Source organism: Sinimarinibacterium flocculans, from assembly GCF_003201205.1.
GTDB lineage: Bacteria > Pseudomonadota > Gammaproteobacteria > Nevskiales > Nevskiaceae > Solimonas > Solimonas flocculans.
In genome coordinates this window covers 371,634-393,489 of sequence record NZ_QICN01000001.1, presented here as the reverse complement: position 1 = coordinate 393,489, position 21,856 = coordinate 371,634, and the positions used below count along the sequence as shown (strand labels likewise).

Below are 21,856 nucleotides of genomic sequence, written 5' to 3'. Positions count from 1 at the left end.
CAGACCGCGTTCACCGCGACCGCAGGCGCCAGGACACTCGAGCCGATGGTATCGACGCCCCCGGGCCGCGTCCCCGCAGAGGGCGCTGCCCGCTATACATTTGGCGCATCGCCCGCGCCCTGCCCGGAGCGCTGCCCGCAAGCCCATTCCCCCGCCTCAACGGGCGACGCCGGCCGCGGCCAGACGCGACTGTTCCTCCGCGTCGAGTCCGAGGATCTCGGCGAAGACGTAGGCGTTGTGCTGCCCGAGATGCGGCGCGCCATCCTCGATCGCGGCTTCGCGCGTCATCTTCCACGACGGTCCCACGGTGAGCTTCGAGCTGCCGTCCGGCTGCCGCAGCTCGCGATAGAAGCCGCGTGCCCACAGGTGCGGATCGGAGACCAGGTCGACGGAACTCTGGCTCTTGGCCGCGGCAATCCCGTGGCGCTGCAGCCATGCCGCGGCCTGGGCGGCATCGCGACGGGCGGTCCACGCGCCGATCAGAGCATCCAGCTCGCTTTCGTGGGCCTTGCGCGCCGGCAGATCGGCAAAGCGCGCGTCGGTGGCCAGCGCCGGCTGCTCCATCGCGCCGGCCAGGGCCGCCCAGGCTGCGTCCGTGGTCGCCGCCAGGCTGATCCATTCGCCGTCACGGCAGGGATAGACGCCATGCGGTGCCATGTCCGGATGGCGGTTGCCGTCCGCCCGCAGGACCTGCCCCATCGCGTGGCCGACGAGTTCGTCGCCGATCATGCTGGTCATGCTTTCGACCGCCGACACGTCGATGAACTGGCCCTGCCCGCTGCGGCGCCGGTGCAGCAGCGCGACCGTGGCCGCATAGGCCGCGGCGGCACCGAAGGTCGAGTCCGCGTAGCGCACGTTCATGCCGCTGGGCGGTTCGTTCTCGTAGCCGACCCGTCCGCTGACGCCGCCCAGTGCGGCGAAGCACGGCGCGTAGCCGGTCTGGTATGCCAGCGGTCCTTCGCTGCCGTACATGCCCATCGACACGTAGACGATGTCCGGACGCGACTGCTTCACCACGTCGTAGCCCAGCCCCAGGCGCCTCACCGCGCCGGGTCGCAGGTTCTCGACCAGCATGTCGGATTTCGCCAGCAGGTCGAGAATCAGCTTCACGCCCTCGGGCTGCTTCATGTCGATCTGCACGCTGAGCTTCTGCGGATTCACCGACTGGAAACCCGGTGCGTTGTTCATGTCGTCGACGCCGTAGACGCGGGTGACGTCGAGCGAGCCGAGGCTTTCGACGCGGATCACCTCGGCGCCCAGGTACGCCAGCAGCTTGCCGACATAGGGCCCGGCCCAGACCTTGGTCAGCTCGACGACGCGCACGCCGGCGAGCGGACCACCCCGATCGCGCGGCATCATGCCGCGTCTCCGCCGGCGAGCACGTCCTGCGTATGAGCGCCCAGAACCGGCGCCGCCCGGTCGATGCGCGGCGGCGTGGCGCTCATCCGGTACGGCACGCCCGGATAGGGCATGCGGCCCAGCACCGGGTGCCAGACCTCGACGAAGTATCGCCGGAACGCCTGCTGCGGCGATGCCAGCAGATCCTCCGCGTCGTTGACCGGCACCAGCGTCAGCCCCAGCGCCTGTGCCTCGGCCGCCACCTGCGCCTTGTGCTGCGTTGCCAGCCACGCCGCAAGGTGTTTACGGCACTCGGCGACACGCTCCGGCGTGCAGGCGCGCTCGAGCCAGCGCTCGGGAAACGTCTGCATCCATGCCGGGTCGCCGAGCAGCGTGCGCAGCGCGTCCCAGTGGGCAGGCGCGGACATCCAGATGTAGGCATAGCCGTCGGCACAGCGGAAGATGCCGGCCGGGCCGGCGAGGTCGAAGGCCGTACGGCTCGTGCTCGCCTCCATGTCCCCGGCGACCATCTGCGCGAGCACGTAGTCCGCGCGCGACGCGAGCACCTGCTGCATGGCGATGTCGATGACGCGGCCGCGCGCGGACTGCTCGCGCTCGAAGAGTGCCGCCACGATGCACAGCGCCGCATCGAGGCCGGCCTCGTAGCTCGGCAGGAAGCGCCCGGCCCCGTTGAGCGGGGGCCGCGCCGGGTCGGCGCCGGTGGGCGTATGGAAGCCCCAGCCGCTGGCGTGGAACACGGTCAGGTCCGTGGCGTGTCGCCGCTCTTCCGGCGCGTCCTGGCCATGGGGCGAGATCGCGCACAGCACCAGTGCCGGATGCGTCGTCCCGACCTGCAGCGGATCGAGACCGGCGCTGGTTAGCCAGCCCGGCGCGTGATCGTCGATCACCGCATCCACGCGATCGAGCAGGCGCTGCAGCGTCGCGACACCGTTGGCGTTGCCGAGATCGAGCGTCGCCGAACGCTTGTTGGTGTTCAGGTAGGCGAACAACCCGCTGCGTTCGGGACCCGGCTCGCCGTCGGCGAAGGGACCGAGCCGGCGCGTCGGACTGCCATCCGGCGCTTCGATCTTGATCACCTCCGCGCCGAAGTCCGCGAGCAACTTGCCGCAATACTCGCCGGCCACGCCCTCGGCGAGCTCCAGCACGCGGAATCCGTTCAGCGCGGACATCAGGTGCGGACGAGTTCGTAGTCGCCCGCGTCGTCGACGCATGCGGTCCAGCCCGGATAGACGACGATGGTCGTGAAGGTCTCCTCGATAATCGCCGGGCCCGCCACTTCACTGCCCGCCCGCAGATCGCTGCCGCGGAACACCGGCGTGTCCGCATAGCCGCGGCCGAGGTTGGCGCGACGGCTGCGGGCGGCCTTGGCCGCTGCGCGCGGCGCCGAGGTGCCGGCGCTCACCTGCGGCGACGGCGTCTGCACCGAGGTCACCAGTCGCAGGCCGGTGATCTCCGGCATCTCGTCGTCGCGCACGTGACCGAACTCGGCCATGTGGCGTTCGTTGAACAGCTCGACCGCACGCACGCCGATACCCGCATCGACGAAGGACAGATCGCCCAGGCCCTGGTTGACGCGAACATCGAAGGCCAGCGTCCAGTTCTGGCCCGGATAACGCATCTTGAGCTGGTAGCGCGCCTTGATCTGGTCGTTGGCGAACTGCGCGTCGGTGAAGTAGCGGCCGGCGCGTGCTTCCAGGTCCTGCCACAGCCCCTTGAGCCGCTCGCCGTCGACCTTGTCCGCCGACGAGAGATAGGACCGTTCCTCGTCGATGGCCGGATCGGCGACCAGCGTGCCGAGCGCCGAGAACGTCGGCGAGGCCTTGGGCACCAGCACCTTGGCGATGCCCAGGTCCTCGGCCTGGATCGCGGCGAACACCGGTCCGTTGCCGCCGTAGGCGAGCATGACCATGTCCTTGGGATCGAGGCCCTTGCTGGCAACAGTGCGGCGCACGGCCTGCGACATGTTGGCGTTGACCATCCGCCAGCAATCGAAGGCGGCATCCTCGGCGCCATAACCCATCTCGGCACCGATCTTCGCGAACGCTGCGTCGACCCCCTTGCGCGTCAGCGAGAAGCTGCCGCCGGCGAAGTCGGTATCCGCTTCGAGAATGCCGAGCATCAGCAGCGCATCGGTGATCGCCGGCTGCACGCCGCCACGGCCGTAGCAGATCGGCCCGGGTTCGGAGCCGGCCGAGGCCGGTCCCACCTGCAGCGCGCCGTTGTGCACATGGCAGATCGAACCGCCGCCGGCGCCGAGCGTCTCCACCTGCACCATCGGCACGCCGATCAGATAGCGGTGGTGCATGTTCCAGCCGGCTTCGGCCGGTGCGGCGCCGTCGAGCACCACCGACATGTCGTATGACGTGCCGCCCATGTCCACGCACAGCAGGTTCGGATGGCCTTTCGCCGCACCGACATGCGCCGAGCCGATCACGCCACCGGCCGGTCCGGACGCGAGCACGCGGATCGGCGCCCCTTCGATGTACTCGCGCGTCATCACGCCGCCGCTGGCCTGCATCACCATCAGCCGCTTCTGATAACCCGCCTCGTGCAGCCGCTCGACCAGCCGTTCGAGATAGTGGTTCACGCGCGGCGCGACATAGGCGTTGACCACGGTCGTGCTGGTGCGGTCGTACTCGGGCGCGCGCGGCAGCACCTGGTGCGACAGCGAGATCGGCACGCCCGGCATTTCCTCGGCGACGATCTCGGCGACGCGCTTCTCGTGCGCCGGATTGACGAAGGAGAACAGCAGCGAGATCGCGACCGACTCGACCTTCTGCTTGACCAGCTTTCGGCAGGCCTCGCGGACGGCCGCCTCGTCCAGCGACTTGTAGACCGAACCGTCGGCGAGGACGCGCTCGGGCACCGTCAGACGCCGGCGCCGCGGCGTGATCTCCTTCGGCGGATCGAGGCGAACATCCCAGATATTCTCCTTGTAGCCGCGCCGGTACTCGATCTCGTCGCGAAAACCTTCCGTCGTGATCAGGCCTGTCAGCGCGCCGTTCATCTCGATCAGCGTGTTGTCGGCGACGGTCGTGCCATGGACGATGGCGTCGCACTGCGCCAGAAAGTCCGCGAGCGCGAGTCCTTCCTTCTCGGCGAGCTTCTTCAGGCCCGTCATCACGCCGACCGAGCGGTCTTCCGGCGTGCTCAGGTTCTTGTGCAGGATGACTTCGTCGCCCTTCAACAGCGCGAAGTCGGTGAAGGTGCCGCCGATGTCGATGCCGACGCGATAGCCCATTTGACGTTCCTTGCCTTATGCCGCTTTCGCGCTGCCCATCTGCTCGCGCAGTGCCGCCGTTGCCGCGACATCGACCGCGAGGTCATAATCGTCGAGCGAGCCGGTCAGCACCACGCCGTACTTGTCGCGCGCGGCCTGCAGGCTGACCTTCTCGTCGAGCACGTCGTCCTTCACCGCCTCCGGATCGCGCAACAGGGCCGGGCCGAAGCCGCCGCCGCCGCCGTGCTGGTAGGCGATCACCGCCTCGGCCGGCAGCTGCGCCAGTGCCGAGAGTTCGATCCTGCGTTCGTTGGGGGTGCCGACCTCGAAGCGGTTCTCGTAGCCGCCCGCGTCCTCGCCGCCGCAGAGGCCGCGCAGCGGATGCCGTGACGAGACCATCCATGCCATTGCCATTGTCGGTGCGAGCACCTTCTTGACGTTGAGGCTGCCCGGTTGGCCGCGCCATTGGCCGGCGCCACCGGTGTCCGTCGTCATCTCGCGGCTGAGGTTGATGATCGGAAAGCGGCTCTCCAGATCCTCGGCCTCGGACAGCAGCAGGTTGCCCAGGCCGACACAGGACGAGCCCCAGCCGTCGATGCCCTGCACCGCCGACGAGTCCATCGACCGTGCATCGACACCCTGGTCCATCCACATCTGGCCCTTCGCATCGAAGCCGATGACCGCGTTGGGCATGCCGATCTTGTAGACCTGCGGCGTCGCCCGTTCCGGCACGACCTGCGACAGCGCGATGCACACCGCCTCGGTGATCTCGCAGGCGGGATGGAAGGAGCCGAGCGCCGCCGGTTTGTTCGGCGGCGGGTGCGCGATGCAGCCCTCCGGCACGATCATCTCGACGGCGTTGAACAGACCCTCGTTCTTGACGATGCCCGGATCGATCGCCGCGGCGACCTGCACCATGATGTAACTGCGCGTGTTGCCGTAGGTGTTCCACACGCCGACGAGGTTCGGCCGGTCATCGGTGCCGGTCAGGTCCACCGTGAGCTGGTCACCCTGGATCGTGCAGGCGGCATGGACCTTGATGTCCTTGGTGCCCTGGGTGTCATGGTCGATCCAGACATCGGCTTCGTAGGTGCCGTCCTTCCAGCGCGACACCTCCTCGCGCAAACGCTTCTCGGATTGCTCGATCTCGGCATTGATCGTCGCCTTGACCGCATCGGCGCCCCACTTGCGGATCACATCTTCGAGCCGGCGCACCGCGAGCTGCACGGCGCTGATCATCGCCGCGAGGTCACCGCGGAAGGTCGCGAAGCGGTTGTTGCGCTCGATCATGCGGATCACGTCGAGCCGCTTCTCGCCGCGATGCAGCAGCTTGAGGCAGGGAATCGCCAGACCTTCGGTAAAGATGTCGGTCGCCTCCAGCGTGAAGCCGCCCGGGTCCTTACCGCCGGTATCGCCCTGGTGCGCCTGCAGCGCCTGGATCAGGATCAGCTCGCCGTTGTCGTCGAACACCGGCGCATAGACGTTGTAGTCCGGCAGATGGCCGCCGCCGTAGTCGGGATCGTTGCCCAGAAATACATCGCCCGGCCCCCAGTCGAAGTCCTTGAACATCTCCAGCCCGTAGCGTACGGTGAGCTGCGAGACGAAGGTCAGGTGCGGCGTGCCGATGGCCACTGCCGCCAGGCGGCCATGCGCGTCGATGATGCTGGCGTTGCGCTCGTTCGAGGAGTTGATGATCGGCGACGAGGCCGCGCGCCCGAGATGGGTCGCCGCCTCGAAGCAGACGGTCTCCATCGCGCCGCGGATGATGCTCGCGGTGACCGGGTCCACGGTCGCCGAGGTCGGCAGCGGCTCGCGACGGGCGGCCAGGCGCCGGTTCAGCTCGAATGACATGGCGGTCTCCGCACGGTTCTCTTCGTGATGCCGGCGCGACGGCGGGTAGCGCCCCCGCCGGCAGGTTGACCGCGATGGTGCGAGAAGGCGCCGGGACCGTCTCGTCAGAACCTGCAGCCGCCTATACATCCGCCGGGTCTCCACCTGGACCGGCTGCGGCGGACCGGGACTTGCCGTGCGCTGAAGCGGCTGTTGACCGCGACGGCAGCGGGCGCGACGACACCGACCGTGTCGCGCGGTGACGGGCCATAGTCGGCTCATCGTCCGGGCTACACCCCGAGGAGACACCGATGAGCAGCACCCGCACCGGCGACCGCGTTCTGCGTGTCGTGCAATGGGCCACCGGCAACATCGGCACGCGCTCGCTGCGCGCCGTCATCGAACACCCCACGCTGGAACTGGTCGGCCTCTACGTCTACGCCGATGCCAAGGCCGGCCGCGATGCCGGCGAGCTGTGCGGCCTGCCGCCCGTCGGCGTGAAAGCGACGCGCAGCATCGACGACATCCTCGCGCTCGAGCCGGACTGCGTGCTCTACATGCCGCAACGCACCGAAGCCGACGACCTGTGCCGCCTGCTCGACGCCGGCATCAACGTCGTCACGACGCGCACCGAGTTCCACCTGCCGGCACGCATGGATCCGGCGTTGCGCGAACGCATCGACGCCGCCTGCACGCGGGGCGGCGCATCGATCCACAGCACCGGCAGCAGCCCGGGTTTCATCACCGAGGCGGTGCCGCTGGCGCTGCTGTCGATCCAGCGCCGGCTCGACCGCCTGCACATCCACGAGTTCGCCGACATGCGCTCGCGCAACTCGCCGGAGATGCTGTTCGACCTGATGGGCTTCGGCCGCGCGCCGAATCCGCAGGCCGACGCCGGTCGCGCGCTGCATCTGCGTCACGCCTTCGGCCCTTCGCTGCAGGCGGTCGCCGAGGCCGTTGGCCTGGCCTTCGACGACATCGAGGCACATGGCGAGGTCGCCCTCGCCCGCCGCGACACGCGCATCGCCGCAGGCGAGGTCAAGGCCGGTACCGTCGCCGCCCAGCGCGCCACCGTGAACGGTCTGCGCAATGGCAAGCCGCTGATCGGCTTCACCGCCAACTGGTTCGTGACCACCGAACTCGACCGGGACTGGGATCTGCGCGGCGACGGCTGGCGCCTGCAGCTCGACGGCGATGCGCCACTGGAACTGGACCTGCGCTTCACCGTCGCGCCCGAGCACAAGGCGGCGACGACCCCGGGCTACACCGCCCACCGCGCGGTCAACGCCGTGGCCTACGTCTGCGCCGCGGCGCCCGGCATCCGGCTGTCGAGCGAATTGCCGGCCTTCATTCCCGACCTGCGACGCTCAGGCGGCTGACGCGGGCGCGGTCTCTGCGGCAGGGTCGACGAATTCGCCGCTGCGACCGAGCCCCAGGAACAACAGACTGCCGATGAGTACCGCCACCGCGCTCGCAGCGAGAAACGGCGCGTAGCTGTCGGTCGGCGACAGCGACAGGCTCAGCAGCAGGGCGCCGAGCGACGACGCCACACCCAGCGCGGCGATGATGAGCCCGAGCACGCTGCTGAAGATGCCGACCCCGAAGTGGCGGACGACGAGGTAGCCGGCAATATCGCCTTCGGCGCCCTGCGACAGGCCCATCAGAGACACCGCGACCCACAGGGTCCACCAGGCGTCGAGCGGCGATGCGATCAGGAACATGCCGATCGCCGGCAGGCCCATGCTCAGCGCAGCGATGCGATGCGCGGCGAAACGGTCCAGCGCCAGTCCGCAGGCGAAGCGGCCGACGATCACGCCGATGGCGTAGAGCGACACCAGCCGCGCGGCATCCAGTGCCGGTGCGCCGGCATCGAGCAGCATCAGCTTGAGCTGAGGACCGTGCAGCGGCGCGGCGATGTTGCACAGGAACATGCCGCCGGCAATCAGCCAGAACGCGCGGCTGCGCGCAATCGCCGCGTAGTCGCGGGGCGCACTGCGTGCGCGCCGGGCAGCGGGTGCCGGCTGCTGCCCGCTCGGCACCAGCGCAAGCGCCAGCACGCCGAGACAGGCCGTGAATGCCGCCATCAGGCGGTACCCGGCACGCCAGCCGTGCTCGTCGATGTAGTCGCTCAGCAATGGCGAGCCGATGGCACCGACGATGGCCGGACCGCTGGCCATGATCGCCAGGCCGAGCCCGCGTGCCTGTACGAAGCGCTCGGCGACGAGGCGGCTGTAGACCGTCGTCGACGTGCCGATGCCGAGCACGACCTGCGAGATGACGATGGCGATGAACACACGAAAGTCGCCGCCGATGGTGCTCAACGCGTAGAACGACATCGGCATGTAGATCACGCCGAGCAGCGCCGTGCGGCGTACGCCGAACAGGTCGGCTGCGCGACCGACCACCGGCAGGAACACCAGCGTCAGCAACGTGGCCGTTCCCAGCAGCGCGAACTGCGACCGGGTCCAGCCGAACTCCGCGAGCAGATGCGGCGCGAAGGTGCCGACGACATAGGCCATCACGCCGATGCCGACGCCATGCCCGATCGTGGAGGCCGCGAGCGGGCGCCAGTGCGTGCGCAGTTCGGCGAAGTAGCTCATCGCGGGTCTGCCGTGCAGCGACGTCGCCTGCGTTCAGAGCGCGGCACTGTAGCCCCCGTTGACCGGATAGGTCTGGCCGGTGATCCAGGCGGCCGCGTCCGAACACAGGAACAGCACCATCGCGGCGACATCGTCCGGTTGTCCGAAGCGCCGGATCGAGTAGCGCGCGACATGCGCCCTGGCCTGCTCGCTCGAGAGAAACGCAGACTTCGCCGGCTCGTCGAGTGCCGGCTCCAGCGTCGACAGCGACACGCAGTTCGCCGTGATGTCGTAGCGGCCCGCCTCCTTCGCCAAGGAGCGCATGAAGCCCGCGGCGCCGGCCTTGGCCGCGGCATAGACCGACAGGCGCGCTTCGCCGGTGCGGGCGGCATCGGAGACGATGGTGACGATGCGGCCACGCTGCTGTGCGACCATGACCGGCAACGCCGCGTGGCAGCAGTTCAGCACCCCCTGGAGATTGGTGCGCAGGAAGCGGTCCCAGTCCGCGGGATCGGTCTCCCAGAACAGCGGCGTCGGCCGCATCTGCTGCGCCGGCCCCGCGTTGCCGGCATTGTTGACCAGCAGTGTCACCGGCCCCAGCGCCTGCGCCTGCGCGAACGCTCCGCGCACGGCATCGAGATCGCCGACATCCGCAGGCACAGCCACTGCCGGCACACCGAGCGTCCGGATCTCCGCCGCCACCGCCTCGGCACGCTCGCCGACGAAATCGTTCACGGCGATCCCGCCCGCGCCGTTTCGCGCCAGCATCAGCGCGATCGCACGGCCGGCGCCCTGCCCCGCACCGCTGACGAACGCCACCTGACCGTGCAGATCGAGCAGGGAATCAGGCTGTGCGGGCCCCGCTGCGGCGGCGCCCGCCGGCGCGGCTTGTCTCATGTCCCCTCCGGAACTGTCCGCACAGGATGCGGCGCCCGCAACCATACAACAGTGCTGTTTACTTGTCAGTGATCTGGCTTATCATGCCGCCGGAGGAGTCCCACGATCACAAGCTGCCCGGACATGGCCCTGTACACGACCATTCATCTGCACAACGTCGCCACCGGACGCGACGCCGAGTACGCGTCGTGGTTCGACGGCGCGCACCGCAAGGCGCTGGCCGGCCTGCGCGGTCTCACGGCTGCCGACCGTTACGAGGTGACGCCCGAACAGATCATGCGCGACATCCCGCAGCCGTGGCGCTACCTGAGCATCTACGACTTCGACCTGCCCGACCCGGCGCTCGACGTGCCGGCCCTGGGACCGCTGATCGCCGATGCGCGCGACCGCGGACTGATCGCCGACGACGAGACCGAGAAGATCTACACCTACCGCATGTACTCGGACTGGAAGGGCAGCGACAACTGGCGGCGCGACGAGCCGCTGTCCGGCGTCAGCATCATCCTCGGCAACTACGTGCCGGGCCGTGCCGCCGAGTACCACAAGTGGTACGACGAGGTGCACAGCGTCGAGGTGATCAACGTCCCCGGCCACGTCGCGATGAAGCGCGGCGAACTCTCGCCGTTCCAGATCGAACCGCGCCACTACTGCCCGGGCGACCAGCTGATCCTGTGTGCGCAGCAGACGGACGATCTCAACCTGACGATCGGCGATTTCAGCGCAAGGGCGGGCGGGCGCAGCCCCAGCGGAATCGCCATGCAGCCACGCTCCGCGTCCGGTTCGGTCGCGCGCACGGTGCACTACTTCCGCAAGGTCAGCGGCGAGAAGTTCTGGCCCGGCGGCATCGCCTACGCCGGGGACCTCTCGGCCTACGGGCGCGGTTGAGCGCCGCTTCGAATCACTGGCAGGAGAGACGCCATGTCCATCGCAGGCAAGTGGAACGTCACGATCAAGGCGCCGACCGGTCCGCAGAAGACGGTACTCGAACTCGCCGAGAGCAGCGGCACCATCACCGGATCGCAGACGGGCAACGGCACGAGCACGCCGATCAGCGATGCCAGCTTCGACGGCAGCAAGCTGGTGTGGACCAACCACGTCACCAAGCCGCTGAAGATGAAGGTCGTCTTCACCGCCACCGTCAGCGGCGACACGATGGAAGGCAAGTGCAAGGCCGGCCTGATGGGGTCCTACTCGTTCACCGCGACGCGCGCCTGAGCGCCCCGTCCGCCCGCAGCGACGACCATTCATTCGAATTCCGTTTCAGGAGAACCCGATCGTGATGCTCCCAGAGGCCAAGCTGTACATCGACGGCAAGCTGCGTCCCGCAGCCGGCGGCAAGACCTACGACAACATCGGCCCGTGGACCGGCGAGGTCGTCGGCAAGGCGGCCGATGCCTCGGCCGATGACGTCAACGAAGCGATTGCCGCCGCGCGTCGCGCCTTCGACGAGACCGACTGGTCGACCAATCGCGAGCTGCGCGTCGAACTGCTCAAGAAATACCGCGCCCTGCTGCAGGCCAACCGCGACAAGCTGGTGCAGATCGCACGTCTCGAGGCAGGCTCGGCCATCGGTGCCGCCGCCCGCGCGCAGATCGACGGTGCGCTCAACGGCTTCGACGGCCTGCTCGACTGCTTCCCGAAGGTCACCTGGCAGAAGGATCTGGGCAAGAAGAACGAGTACGGCTTCGACACCCAGCGCCTGGTCGTCAACGAGGCGATGGGCGTCGTCGGCGCAATCACGCCGTGGAACGTGCCGCTGTATGTGAACATCGGCAAGGTCGTCGCCGCGCTGCTCGCCGGCTGCACGGTCGTGCTCAAGCCGGCGCCGGACACGCCGCTGATGGGCGCGATCATGGGCGAACTGGCCGCCGAGGCCGGATTCCCGCCGGGCGTGTTCAACGTCATCACCTCGGCCGACCCGGCGATGGCCGGCGAGATGCTGACCAGGGACCCGCGCGTCGACCTGATCTCGTTCACCGGCTCGACCGCAGTCGGCAAGCTGATCATGAAGAACGGCGCGGATTCGCTGAAGCGCGTGTTCCTCGAACTCGGCGGCAAGTCGGCCTACATCGTGCTCGACGACTGCCCCAACTTCCCGATGGTCATCGCCTCGTCGATGGTCGTGTTCCACGCCGGCCAGGGCTGCGCCTACCCCACGCGCCTGCTGGTGCCCAAGTCGCGCTATGCGGAAGTCACCAAGATCCTCGAGATGGCCTATGCCGGCTTCGCCGACAAGTGGGGCAACTTCGACGAGCCGACCTGCATCATGGGCCCGGTGATCTCGAAGAAGCAGCTCGAGCGCGTGAAGAACTACATCGAGATCGGCCAGCGGGAAGGCGCACGCCTGCTCGCGGGCGGCAAGGTCCGCACCGACAAGGGCACGGGCTTCTTCATCGAGCCGACCTGCTTCGTCGACGTGCGCAACGACATGCGCATCGCCCAGGAGGAGATCTTCGGGCCGGTGCTGGTCGTGATCCCTTACGAGAACGATGACGATGCCGTGCGCATCGCCAACGACAGCATCTACGGCCTCGGCGGCGCCGTGTTCGGCGACACCCAGCGGGCGCTGGGCATCGCCAGGCGCATCCGCGCCGGCGCGCTGTCGGTCAACGGCGGCATGAGCATCACCGGCGACCTGCCGTTCGGCGGCTACAAGCAGAGCGGCATGGGTCGTGAGTGGGGCGTCGAAGGCATCGAGGAGTTCCTCGAGACCAAGGCCATCGGCATCCGCGCGTCGTAAGGAGACCCGCCATGAAGCCCGGAATGAAGCTCAAGAGCGCCGCCTGCGACACCGAGGTCATGGTCGTGCGCGGCAAGGACGTCGTCGTCGACTGCGGTGGCGCGCCGATGGGCCCGGACAAGCCGGCCACACCGGCCGCGCTGGACCCCGGGTTCGCCAACGGCTCGCAGATCGGCAAGCGCTACGTCGATGCCGACGGCAATGTCGAACTGCTGTGCACCAAGCCCGGCAAGGGCTCGCTGTCGATCGGCGGCGTGGCCCTGCAGCTCAAGGAAGCCAAGCCGCTGCCGTCATCGGACTGACGAAGGCCCCGCGTAACGAAAAAGGCGGCCAGTGGCCGCCTTTTTCGTGAGCGCCTGACTGCCGGACTACTTCTTCGGCAGCTCGATCTCGGCCCTGGCCGTCGCCATGACGGTGCCGAGCTGATTGGTCATCTTGCAGTCGACCTGCACGATGGCGCGGCCCTGCTCGTCCACGCTCTTGTCGATGATGCTGGCGTTCATCACCGTGATGTCGCCGGTGAAGGCCGGGCCGCGGTAGGCCGCGTTCGAGTGCAACACCCGCCCCCACTCGCCGGCCCAGCCGGAGAAGTAGTCGATGATCCACGCGCCCATCGACGCGCCGTAGCCGTAGCCGCGGGGCATGCCGATGGTGCGCGCCCATTCGGGGAACAGGTGGCCGCGCGACGGACCGTAGTAGGCGCCGTCGGTCAGTTCCGGGTTCTGCCGCTCCATGACCGGATCGTTCTCGTGTCCGGCCATGTCCTTGGTGAAGCCCAGCGCCTCGAGATCCAGGTCGGTGCGGCGATGCATGCTGCCCCAGATTGTGAACAGGTAGGCGCGCCACTCGGTGGTGAAGCTGGCGATGCTGTGCGGCCCGAAAATGCGCGTCGGCAATTTGTCGCCGATGTTCACGTCGTCCCACAGACGCTTGCCGTGTCCCAGCGCGTGCAGGGTCTGCACGTACTCGAACTTCTTCGCTTCGAGTTCCTCGATCTGCTCGCGTGTCCACACCGGCTCCTCCGACGCGGCGTTCAGCGAGCCCATCTCGCGGGCGGCCTCGGCGAGGTAGCGGATGCTGGTGGAGCGCTGCGTCGCGATCTTCTCGCCGCGGTCGTTGTAGTACACGTTGTCGCCGCGCTGGAAGCAGGTTGGCCCCGCAAACTTGGTTTCCTTGACGACGTAGTCGAACGGCACGCGCTCGTTGCGGATCAGGTCGCCGGCGAAGATGCGGGGGCCGTGGAACCACCATTCGTCGCCGCCGAAGATCAGGTGCGAGTCCGGAATCGTGCCGACGCAGGCCGGCGCAGCGCCGTGGCCGTCATCGGTGGCCACCGGGAACGACTGCGGCGCGATCAGGCGGCCAAAGCGGCTCTCGGCGGCGAAGTCGTCGTCGTAGTGCAGTCGGTTCGGGAAGTGCATGCCCTGCGCCCAGCGACGGATGTCGTTGTTGGCGACCGGATCGCGCGTGCGGCCCGGCTGCATCGGCTTGCCGAGATAGCGGTCGATGTCGGAACAGTCGAGCGTCTTGCTGGTCATGTCTGCGATCTGGATTTACGAGGAATAACGGCCGCCGTTGACGCTCAGCGTGTGCCCGGTGATGTAGCCCGCCTCTTCCGACGCGAGGAAGGCGATGGCCGCGGCCATGTCTTCCGGCCGACCCGGGCGCTTCATCGGCGACGCGGCGGCGATCATGTCGACCCGGTCCTTGAGCTGCTCACGCAGCATCGGCGTGTCGACGAAGCCGGGCGGCACGTTGTTGACGGTGATGCCGGTCGCGGCGAGTTCCTGGGCCAGCGCCTTGGTGAAGCCGATGACGCCGCCCTTGGACGCGGCGTAGTGCACCATCGTCGCGGCACCGGTCTGCGCACTCGACGAGGACACGTTGATCACGCGTCCCCACTTCGCCTCCAGCATGTCCGGCAGCACCGCCTGCGTGCAGACCAGCAGGCTCTTGAGGTTGACCGTCATGATGCGGTCCCACAGCTCCTCGCCGATCTCCATGAACGGCGTGAACGCCGACATGCCGGCGTTGTTCACGAGGATGCCGACCGGACCGAGCTGCTCGCGCGCGGCCTTGACCGCCGCATCGGCGTCGGCCCGCTTCGACACGTCGACGCGCGAGGCAATGGCGCGGCGCCCCTCGCCGACCAGTGCCGCAGCGGCGGCCTGAGCGCCTTCCTCGTTCAGATCCCAGATCGCGACGCTGGCACCGGCGACGGCCAGCCGCCGCGCCGTCGCCAGGCCGATGCCCGATGCCGCGCCGGTGACGATGGCGGTCTTGCCTGCAAGTGACATGCTGTGCGCTCCTCGTGCGGAATTGGCGCGTGCGGCCCGGACGGCCGCCGGTGGGGTCGCACAACGCTAATTCAGGCCCCGGTCATCGTCAACAGTGTTGTTGACTGGAAGCGTCGGCGGAGGAGACGGATCGTGCACACGCTGATGCGCGCGCACGACGCAAACGCAATGCGCGTCTACTTCGCCTTCTTGCGCGTCCCGACGGCCTTGTCGACGCGGGCACTGAGTTCGGGGAACTTCTCGGGGCGCATCGTGCCGTGCAGGCTCAGCCGCAGCATCTCGCTGGAGAAGCGCTTGGCCATCTGCTGGCGCTCCTTGGCGGTTCGCGAATGCGCACGCGCGAACACCGGCCACAGGAAGGTGCCGATCAGCATGATCACCGCGTGCACCTCGACGTCGATGCCTGGCTGGGCCAGATCCGTCTGCGCGAACTTCTCGAACAGGCTGCGGAACTGGCTCCAGAACGGATCGTTCGTCGGCTTGCTGGAACTGAGCACCTCGAACAGCCAGACACGGCCGAATTCCGGGTTCTCCATCGCGAACGCCGCCATCTGCTCGGTCATGCGCATCGGATCCATCGCACCCGGGGTGTGCTCACTCGAGGGATCGTCGCCGAACACCGCCTGTCGCAGCTGGTCGCTGACCCAGGCGGTCGTCGCGGCCAGCAGCAGCTCGCGACTGGGGAAGTGCTGATAGGCGGTACCGCGATTGACGCCAGCAAGCTGGGCCACCTGGGAGACACTCAGGCCTTCCGGTCCGTCCTGCGCCAGCAGCTTCCCCGCAGCCTGCAGGATCGCCGTGCGCGTTCCATCCGGATTCCGCTTGCTTCTCCGCGTCAATTCACTGTCCCCGTAAAACCCTGCACCAGCAGGCATTTTGTGGGACAAGCAAGCAATTTGCCAGAGACGGGCTCAGCCGGAGAAGTCGTAGGCGTTCAGCCAATCGGCGATGGCGCGCACGAACCGCGCGGCGTCGGCACCGTTGATCACCCGATGGTCGTAACTCAGCGACAGCGGCAGCAGCTGGCGCAGCACCGGTTGCCCCTGGGCGTCCGGCACGAACTGGCCGCGCGTGCGGCAGATGCCGAGTATCGCCACTTCCGGCGCGTTGATGATCGGCGTGAAGCCGGTGCCGCCGATATGTCCCAGCGACGACAGCGTGAAACAGCCACCAGACATCTCGGCCATCGACAGGCCCTTGGTGCGGGCCTTGTCGGAGATGCGGGCGATCTCCTCGTTGATGGCGTCGATGCTCTTCGTATCGCAGTCGCGCAGCGACGGCACCAGCAGCCCGCTCGGCACGTCCACCGCGATGCCGATGTGGAAGTACTTGCGCGCGGTCAGCGTCGTGCCGTCCGCGGACAGCGCACTGTTGAAGCGCGGGTACTGCTGCAGCGCGGCGACCGACGCCTTGACCAGCGCCGCCAGCAGCGAGCGCTTGCGGTCCGGGTTGGCCGCATTCCAGGCCTTGCGGCGCTGCTCGAAACCGGTGATGTCGGCATCGTCGTGATGCGTGACATGCGGAATCAGGCTCCAGTTGCGGTGCATCACGCGACCGACGAACTGCTGGATCCTGCCGACCGGCTGACTCTCGACCGGGCCGTAGCTCGACAGGTCGTCGGCCGGCCACGGCAACATGCTGTTCTTGTCGCTCATCCGTCCTGTTCCTAGACGCGTTCGATGATGATGGCCGGCGCCATGCCGCCCGCGGCGCACATCGTCACCAGCGCGCGCTTCGCATCGCGCCGTTCCAGCTCGTCGAGCACGGTGCCGATCAGCATCGCACCGGTCGCGCCGATCGGATGACCGAGCGCGATGGCACCGCCGTTGACATTGATCCGCTCGCGGTCGATGTCCAGGTCGCGGATGAACTTCTCGACGACAACGGCAAAGGCCTCGTTGACCTCGAAAAGATCGATGTCCTTGAGCGTCAGACCGGCCCGCGCGAGCACCTTGCGCGCGGCCGGCACCGGCGCATTGAGCATCAGCGTCGGGTCGTCGCCGACGTTAGCGCTCGCGATCACGCGCGCCCGTGCCTTCAGGCCGTGCCTGCGCGCATAGCTCCCGGACGCCAGCAGCAGCGCCGCGGCGCCGTCGACGTTGCCCGACGAGGTACCGGCATGATGCAGCGACTCGATCTTCAGGTCCGGATAGACCTTGTTGATGAGCTTGCGGAAGGTCGTGCCGTCCTTGTCGAGCGGCATGTCGGCAAACTGCGCGAAGGCCGGCTTGAGCGCGGCGAGGCCTTCCAGCGTCGTGTCCGGACGCGGGTACTCGTCCTTGTCGAGCACGAGCTTGCCGTCCTCGTCGACCACCGGCACGAGCGAGCGGTCGAACCAGCCGTTGGCGATCGCCCGCGCGGCGCGTTTCTGGCTCTCGACACCGAAGGCATCCAGCGCCTCGCGACCGATGCCTTCCATCGACGCGATCGCATCGGCACTGACGCCCTGGTGCGACTGCGGGTAGCGCGCCTGCAGGCGCCGGTTGCCGGTGCCGAGGCCCGGCGACCTCAGGCCCGCCGCCTGCTCGGCCGCCTGCATCGCCGCGATCTGCGAGGTCATCTCGCAACCGCCGGCCACGATCAGTTCTTCCATGCCGGCGCGGATCTGCCCGGCGGCGAGGCTCACCGCGGTCAGTCCGCTGCCGCAGAAGCGGTCCAGCGTCACGCCGCTGACGCGCACGTCATAGCCGGCATCGAGCGCGGCCATGCGCCCCATGTCGCCGCCCTGCAGACCCTTCTGTGCGCTGGTGCCCCAGATCACATCGTCGACGTCGCCGGTGTTCAGATCGTTGCGGCGGGCCAGTGCCGCAAGCACGGTCGCGGCAATGTGCTGCGGATGCATGCCGGTCAGCGCACCCTTGCCGGGCTTGCCGATGCCGCGCGGCGTGCGCACGGCATCGATGATCAGGGCTTCGGACATTCGGCTCTCCTCGCGCGGCAGAAGTGCCCGCGCCGGTCGATCGGTTGGTCCGCCGAGTATATCGGCGCGCGGCACAATTAGTCGACAGTGTTGCCTATTACTGCCCGAGTCTACTGCGGCGGATACAGCGGCATGTGGTCGCCGCTGGGGGCCGGCGTGTCGGCACGCCAGCGCACCGACCCCAACGGTCGCTCCAGGCGCCGGCGCACACGCGAGCCGGGGCCCGGCGTGTGGAAACTGTCGGCCCGGTTCTGCAGCTCGCGGTCGGCCAGCGTCAGGCGGCTGCGCTGACGCAGGTAGTCGCCCCAGGTCGGGCAGTGGAAGCGCTCGGTCCACAGCCTCGCGTCGGCGATGTCGCGCGACAGCGACCAGCCGAAGGCGCCGTTGCGCAGGCGCACGCGCTGCAGCTTCTGCATGACCTCGTAGAACTGGCGTGCGTCCGCGGGGTCGACGCGATAGTCGATCTCGATCTCCACGGGCCCGCTGCGCAGCGTCAGCGGCAAGCCGACCTCGGGTTCGCTGTTGAGCTCGGCCGGCTCGATGTCGACGTGCGAGACGCGCGGCATCGGCAGCAGCAGACCGACGAGGGGCGTCAGCATCAGCGACGCGCCGGAAACGACCATCGCCGTACTCAGATCCCATTTCGCCGTCGTCGCGCCCCAGAACCAGGCCCCGACGGCGATGCCGCCGGTCAGCGCCGACTGGAACCACGACAGGGCGCGCGCAACGACCCAGCGCGGCGCGGAAAGCTGCACACCCACGCTCAGCAGCGTGACCAGCAGCATGTACGAGGACCCGATGAACAGCAGCGTCAGGGCCGACAGCCACGGACTGCGGCTCAGGCCCAGCAGGATGATCATCAGGCCGGCCACCGTCGCGCAGATCCACGCCGAATGTTCGGGCTTGAGTCTCTCGCGGATCGCGCCGACGGCAAAGGCCCCGGCAACGGCGCCGATGCCGTTGGCACCGAGCAGCAGGCCGTAGGTCCTCGCATCGCCGCCGAGCAGATCGCGCGCCACCAGCGGTGTCAGCGCCACAACCGAGGCGCCGGCAAAACCGGAAACGAAGGCGCGGACGATGACGTTGCGCACCGCCTCGGAATGAATCGCGTATCGCGCACCGGAGACGATGGCACGATGCATGGCTTCCGGCGGCAGGCGCGGCGAGACCTGCGGACGCCGCCACAGCCAGAACGCCAGCAACAGCGGCAGATAGAACAGGGCGTTGAGCGCGAAGGTCGCCATCGCGCCGACCGCGACGACGATCACGCCGCCGAGCGCCGGCCCGAAACTGCGGGCGATGTTGTAGCTCACCGACGACAGCGCCACCGCCGCCGGCAGGGTTTCCGGCTTCACCTGCTCGATCACCGAGGCCTGCCAGGCCGGGCCGTACAGCGCCACACCGGCACCGATGAGAAAGCAGAACGCGAGCAGCAGCCACGGCGATACCCAGCCGAGGGAGGCAAGCACGGTCAGGGTCGTGGCCGACAGCGTCGCGAAGCCGAGACCGCTCATCGCCACCTTGCGACGGTCGAACATGTCGGCGATCGCGCCGGCGGGAATCGCCACCAGCATCAGCGGCAGCATCAGCGCGCTCTGGACCAGGGCCACCATCTCCGGCGACGGCGTCAGCCGTGTCATCTCCCAGGCGGCGCCCACGCCGAGAATGAGCTGCCCGAAATTGGACAGCAGGCTCGCCGACCAGATGCGCCGGAAGCTGCGCTCGCGCAGCGGCTCCAGTGCCGCCCAGCGCCGCGCCGGCCTGACAGAACCGTCGGTCACGCCGACGCGCTCAGCTTGCGCCGCCGTCCGCTTCCGCTTCGGCGGCCATCGCCGCGACGACCTCGTGATAGGCGCGGAAGCACTCCTGGGCCGCCGGTGCGCCGCAGTAGCCGGCGACGTGGAAGAACAGCGCCTTGAGTTCATCGGGCGTGATGCCGTTGCGCAGCGCATTGCGCAGATGCACCTTCATCTCGGTCGTGCGCCCGAGCGCGCAGACCAGGCTCACCGTAACCAGCGTGCGCTCGCGCAGCGACATCTCGCCGCTGCTCCACACGCGACCCCAGACCGCGCCGGTGATGTACTCCTGTATCTCGCGGTTGAACGCCGGTGCCTGATGCATCGCCTTGGTCACGTAGGCCTCGCCGAGCAGCTGCGTGCGCCGCGCCAGGCCTTCTTCGAAATCCTTGTTCGACATGGGATGTCCTTCGATGATGCTGAGGTTGTCGTTGCCGGAGCCGCGCGCAATCTTGCGTCAGATGGCGTTCATCCGGCGACCCCGGAGACTGCCGGTTCTGCACGCTGCACAGTCGACGCCGCGTGGCGGGCGGCAACGTAGCCCCAGACGAACGACGGTCCGACACTGGCGCCAGCGCCCGGATAGAAACGACCCATCACCGACGCCGTCGACACGCCGGTCGCGTACAGGCCGTCGATGACCGAGCCGTCGGCACGCAGGACGCGCGCATGCGCGTCGGTGACCACGCCGCCATAGGTGCCGACGTCGCCGGGCACCACCGGCACCGCGTAGTACGGCGGCCGGTCGATGCGCCCGAGGCTCGGCGACGGCTGGTGGAACTCGTCGCCTAGCCAGCGATCGTAGGCGCGCTCGCCGCGATGGAAGTCGGCGTCGCGACCGGCGTCGACGAAGCGGTTGAAGCGTTCGATCGTCGCCTGCAGCGTGTCCGCAGAAAGGTCGAGCTGCCGGGCGAGATCCGCGAGGCTGTCGCCGCGCCGCAGATAGCCCTCATCGAACCAGCGTTGCGGCTTGCGGCTGCCCGGCATCGTGCCCGCGAGCATGTACCTGGCGAGGTACTGGCTGTCGAAGATCGCCCAGCCCGGCACTGCCGGTACGGTCTTGTGGCGTTCGAGCATGCCCTTGGCATAGGCCATGTACGAGCCGCCTTCGTTCATGTAGCGCACGCCGCAGCGGTCGACGAGGATGCAGTGCGGTGCCGCCGTCATCGATTGCGCCGTCGGCTTGACTTCCGCGTCCTCGGCACCCGGCGGAATCGTCAGCTGGTTGCCGACGCGCTCGTCCATCTGCGCGACCGCGGCGCCGATACGCATCATCTCCTCGATCATCTCGCCGGTATCGCCGGGCGCCGCCAGCGACCACTGCGCCCGCGTATCCGGCATGTAGCGATCGCGCATCGCCTGGTTGCGCGCGAACCCGCCGGCGTTCACCAGCACGCCGAGGCGCGCCCCGATCCGCCAGGGACGGCCATTCCTCGTCGTGATGACGCCGCTGACGCGGCCGTTGTCGACGATCAACGCCTGGACCGGGGCGTCGGTGCGGATGTCGGTGCCTGCGCGCAGCGCCGCCTGCAGCATCCGCCCCTGCAGGGCCGCACCGCCGGCCACCCAGCGCTTCCCGGTGAGCCGGGCGACGATGGCGCGCAGGATCAGCCGCAGCAGCAGCCCCTTCACTCGCCACGAGCGCTTCATCGCCGGCAGTTCGAGCATCTCCTCGAGCGAGGCCGGCAGCGGGATCTGCACGAAGCTCGGTCGCAGCCGCGATGCCCATTCGCCCAGCTCGTTGAGATCGAACAACTCGGCGACGACGGTACGCCCCGGCACCGACCCGCCGGGCAGTTCGTCGTAGTAGTCCGGCCACTCCTTGACTCGGTCGAGCCTGATGCCCTGGGCGAGCAGGAACTCGATCATCCGCGGCGCTTCGCGCAGATAGCACCGCCGGCGTTCCACGGTCGATCCGGGCGCGTCTGGCTGATCGCCGCACAGCGCATCGAGGTAGCGCGACGCCTGCTCGAAGCTGTCATCGACGCCATCGCGGCGCATGAACGGATTGTCCGGCAGCCACATCACGCCGCCCGATCGCGCGGTCGTGCCGCCGACCAGACCGGTCTTCTCGAGGATCAGTACCTGCCTGCCGGCCTCGCGCAGCACCAGCGCGGCGCACATCGAGCCGCCGCCGCTGCCGACGACGACGAAGTCGACCGTTTCGTCGAAGCCAGTCATAGACGACTTGTCTCCCTCTCCCGCTCGCGGGAGAGGG

19 protein-coding genes are annotated in these 21,856 nt (G+C 68.4%); 5 read left to right on the top strand and 14 right to left on the bottom strand.

The features are described from left to right. Window positions 1–156 precede the first annotated feature (156 nt). Genes C8D93_RS01735 through C8D93_RS01720 form a run of 4 tightly spaced genes read right to left on the bottom strand, consistent with a single transcriptional unit; the run spans window position 157 to window position 6,430 of the window. Window positions 157–1,359: a CaiB/BaiF CoA transferase family protein gene (locus C8D93_RS01735; protein ID WP_211307151.1), complete on the bottom strand. Its 1,203-nt coding sequence runs from the start codon at window positions 1,357–1,359 to the stop codon at window positions 157–159. Then, complete coding sequence (locus C8D93_RS01730; RefSeq protein ID WP_110263429.1) at window positions 1,356–2,528, bottom strand: CaiB/BaiF CoA transferase family protein; 1,173 nt, start codon at window positions 2,526–2,528, stop codon at window positions 1,356–1,358. The genes C8D93_RS01735 and C8D93_RS01730 overlap by 4 nt, the downstream gene beginning before the upstream one ends. After that, on the bottom strand, window positions 2,528–4,600 hold the full coding sequence (locus C8D93_RS01725; RefSeq protein ID WP_110263428.1) for a hydantoinase/oxoprolinase family protein: 2,073 nt from the start codon (window positions 4,598–4,600) through the stop codon (window positions 2,528–2,530). The genes C8D93_RS01730 and C8D93_RS01725 overlap by 1 nt, the downstream gene beginning before the upstream one ends. A 15-nt stretch (window positions 4,601–4,615) precedes the next feature. Continuing rightward, window positions 4,616–6,430, bottom strand: a complete 1,815-nt coding sequence (locus tag C8D93_RS01720) for a hydantoinase B/oxoprolinase family protein (RefSeq protein ID WP_110263427.1) — start codon at window positions 6,428–6,430, stop codon at window positions 4,616–4,618. Window positions 6,431–6,720: 290 nt separating this feature from the next. Between C8D93_RS01720 and C8D93_RS01715 the strand changes: the two genes are divergently transcribed. Continuing rightward, complete coding sequence (locus C8D93_RS01715; protein WP_110263426.1) at window positions 6,721–7,788, top strand: NAD(P)H-dependent amine dehydrogenase family protein; 1,068 nt, start codon at window positions 6,721–6,723, stop codon at window positions 7,786–7,788. On the opposite strand, the gene C8D93_RS01710 is transcribed toward C8D93_RS01715, so the two are convergent. Beyond that, complete coding sequence (locus C8D93_RS01710; RefSeq protein WP_110263425.1) at window positions 7,777–9,009, bottom strand: MFS transporter; 1,233 nt, start codon at window positions 9,007–9,009, stop codon at window positions 7,777–7,779. The two genes, C8D93_RS01715 and C8D93_RS01710, sit on opposite strands and share 12 nt — an antisense overlap. Window positions 9,010–9,042: 33 nt before the next feature. Further along, entirely contained in the window at window positions 9,043–9,885 is an 843-nt protein-coding gene (locus tag C8D93_RS01705; RefSeq protein ID WP_110263424.1) for an SDR family NAD(P)-dependent oxidoreductase, read from the bottom strand. 123 nt (window positions 9,886–10,008) lie between these two features. Between C8D93_RS01705 and C8D93_RS01700 the strand changes: the two genes are divergently transcribed. From C8D93_RS01700 to C8D93_RS01685, 4 genes are read left to right on the top strand one after another with little or no spacing between them, the layout of a single operon-like run. Beyond that, the gene (locus tag C8D93_RS01700; RefSeq protein WP_110263423.1) at window positions 10,009–10,770 is read left to right on the top strand and encodes a hypothetical protein; all 762 of its coding nucleotides are present in this window, start codon (window positions 10,009–10,011) and stop codon (window positions 10,768–10,770) included. A gap of 33 nt (window positions 10,771–10,803) precedes the next feature. Beyond that, on the top strand, window positions 10,804–11,100 hold the full coding sequence (locus C8D93_RS01695; RefSeq protein WP_110263422.1) for a hypothetical protein: 297 nt from the start codon (window positions 10,804–10,806) through the stop codon (window positions 11,098–11,100). Window positions 11,101–11,158: 58 nt separating this feature from the next. Further along, a complete protein-coding gene (locus C8D93_RS01690) occupies window positions 11,159–12,625 on the top strand; it encodes an aldehyde dehydrogenase family protein (protein WP_110263421.1) in 1,467 nt (488 codons plus the stop codon). Between the two features lie 11 nt (window positions 12,626–12,636). After that, window positions 12,637–12,927, top strand: coding sequence for a hypothetical protein (locus C8D93_RS01685; RefSeq protein ID WP_110263420.1), 291 nt, complete (start codon window positions 12,637–12,639; stop codon window positions 12,925–12,927). Window positions 12,928–12,993: 66 nt separating this feature from the next. Here the strand turns inward: C8D93_RS01685 and C8D93_RS01680 are convergent, their stop codons facing one another. The 8 genes from C8D93_RS01680 to C8D93_RS01645 all read right to left on the bottom strand — a co-directional run bounded on the left by C8D93_RS01680 (window position 12,994) and on the right by C8D93_RS01645 (window position 21,819). Next, window positions 12,994–14,163, bottom strand: coding sequence for an FAS1-like dehydratase domain-containing protein (locus tag C8D93_RS01680; protein WP_110263419.1), 1,170 nt, complete (start codon window positions 14,161–14,163; stop codon window positions 12,994–12,996). Window positions 14,164–14,178: 15 nt separating this feature from the next. Then, window positions 14,179–14,922 (bottom strand): SDR family NAD(P)-dependent oxidoreductase, encoded by a 744-nt coding sequence (locus C8D93_RS01675; protein WP_110263418.1) that lies wholly within the window; start codon window positions 14,920–14,922, stop codon window positions 14,179–14,181. 176 nt (window positions 14,923–15,098) lie between these two features. Then, a complete protein-coding gene (locus C8D93_RS01670; RefSeq protein ID WP_211307150.1) occupies window positions 15,099–15,761 on the bottom strand; it encodes a TetR/AcrR family transcriptional regulator in 663 nt (220 codons plus the stop codon). A gap of 72 nt (window positions 15,762–15,833) precedes the next feature. After that, a complete protein-coding gene (locus C8D93_RS01665) occupies window positions 15,834–16,577 on the bottom strand; it encodes a 2-oxo acid dehydrogenase subunit E2 (RefSeq protein ID WP_110263416.1) in 744 nt (247 codons plus the stop codon). Window positions 16,578–16,588: 11 nt separating this feature from the next. Next, on the bottom strand, window positions 16,589–17,842 hold the full coding sequence (locus C8D93_RS01660; RefSeq protein WP_110263415.1) for an acetyl-CoA C-acetyltransferase: 1,254 nt from the start codon (window positions 17,840–17,842) through the stop codon (window positions 16,589–16,591). A 110-nt stretch (window positions 17,843–17,952) separates the two neighbouring features. Then, the gene (locus C8D93_RS01655) at window positions 17,953–19,623 is read right to left on the bottom strand and encodes an MFS transporter (protein ID WP_211307149.1); all 1,671 of its coding nucleotides are present in this window, start codon (window positions 19,621–19,623) and stop codon (window positions 17,953–17,955) included. A 10-nt stretch (window positions 19,624–19,633) separates the two neighbouring features. After that, complete coding sequence (locus C8D93_RS20865) at window positions 19,634–20,038, bottom strand: carboxymuconolactone decarboxylase family protein (protein WP_110263413.1); 405 nt, start codon at window positions 20,036–20,038, stop codon at window positions 19,634–19,636. Window positions 20,039–20,106: 68 nt separating this feature from the next. Further along, window positions 20,107–21,819: an FAD-dependent oxidoreductase gene (locus C8D93_RS01645; protein ID WP_110263412.1), complete on the bottom strand. Its 1,713-nt coding sequence runs from the start codon at window positions 21,817–21,819 to the stop codon at window positions 20,107–20,109. Window positions 21,820–21,856: the final 37 nt, after the last annotated feature.

Coding starts and splice junctions, on each gene's coding strand:
- C8D93_RS01735 (WP_211307151.1), bottom strand. CDS start 1,359: ATGATGCCGCGCGATCGGGGTGGTCCGCTCGCCGGCGTGCGCGTCGTC.
- C8D93_RS01730 (WP_110263429.1), bottom strand. CDS start 2,528: ATGTCCGCGCTGAACGGATTCCGCGTGCTGGAGCTCGCCGAGGGCGTG.
- C8D93_RS01725 (WP_110263428.1), bottom strand. CDS start 4,600: ATGGGCTATCGCGTCGGCATCGACATCGGCGGCACCTTCACCGACTTC.
- C8D93_RS01720 (WP_110263427.1), bottom strand. CDS start 6,430: ATGTCATTCGAGCTGAACCGGCGCCTGGCCGCCCGTCGCGAGCCGCTG.
- C8D93_RS01715 (WP_110263426.1), top strand. CDS start 6,721: ATGAGCAGCACCCGCACCGGCGACCGCGTTCTGCGTGTCGTGCAATGG.
- C8D93_RS01710 (WP_110263425.1), bottom strand. CDS start 9,009: ATGAGCTACTTCGCCGAACTGCGCACGCACTGGCGCCCGCTCGCGGCC.
- C8D93_RS01705 (WP_110263424.1), bottom strand. CDS start 9,885: ATGAGACAAGCCGCGCCGGCGGGCGCCGCCGCAGCGGGGCCCGCACAG.
- C8D93_RS01700 (WP_110263423.1), top strand. CDS start 10,009: ATGGCCCTGTACACGACCATTCATCTGCACAACGTCGCCACCGGACGC.
- C8D93_RS01695 (WP_110263422.1), top strand. CDS start 10,804: ATGTCCATCGCAGGCAAGTGGAACGTCACGATCAAGGCGCCGACCGGT.
- C8D93_RS01685 (WP_110263420.1), top strand. CDS start 12,637: ATGAAGCCCGGAATGAAGCTCAAGAGCGCCGCCTGCGACACCGAGGTC.
- C8D93_RS01680 (WP_110263419.1), bottom strand. CDS start 14,163: ATGACCAGCAAGACGCTCGACTGTTCCGACATCGACCGCTATCTCGGC.
- C8D93_RS01675 (WP_110263418.1), bottom strand. CDS start 14,922: ATGTCACTTGCAGGCAAGACCGCCATCGTCACCGGCGCGGCATCGGGC.
- C8D93_RS01665 (WP_110263416.1), bottom strand. CDS start 16,577: ATGAGCGACAAGAACAGCATGTTGCCGTGGCCGGCCGACGACCTGTCG.
- C8D93_RS01660 (WP_110263415.1), bottom strand. CDS start 17,842: ATGTCCGAAGCCCTGATCATCGATGCCGTGCGCACGCCGCGCGGCATC.
- C8D93_RS20865 (WP_110263413.1), bottom strand. CDS start 20,038: ATGTCGAACAAGGATTTCGAAGAAGGCCTGGCGCGGCGCACGCAGCTG.
- C8D93_RS01645 (WP_110263412.1), bottom strand. CDS start 21,819: ATGACTGGCTTCGACGAAACGGTCGACTTCGTCGTCGTCGGCAGCGGC.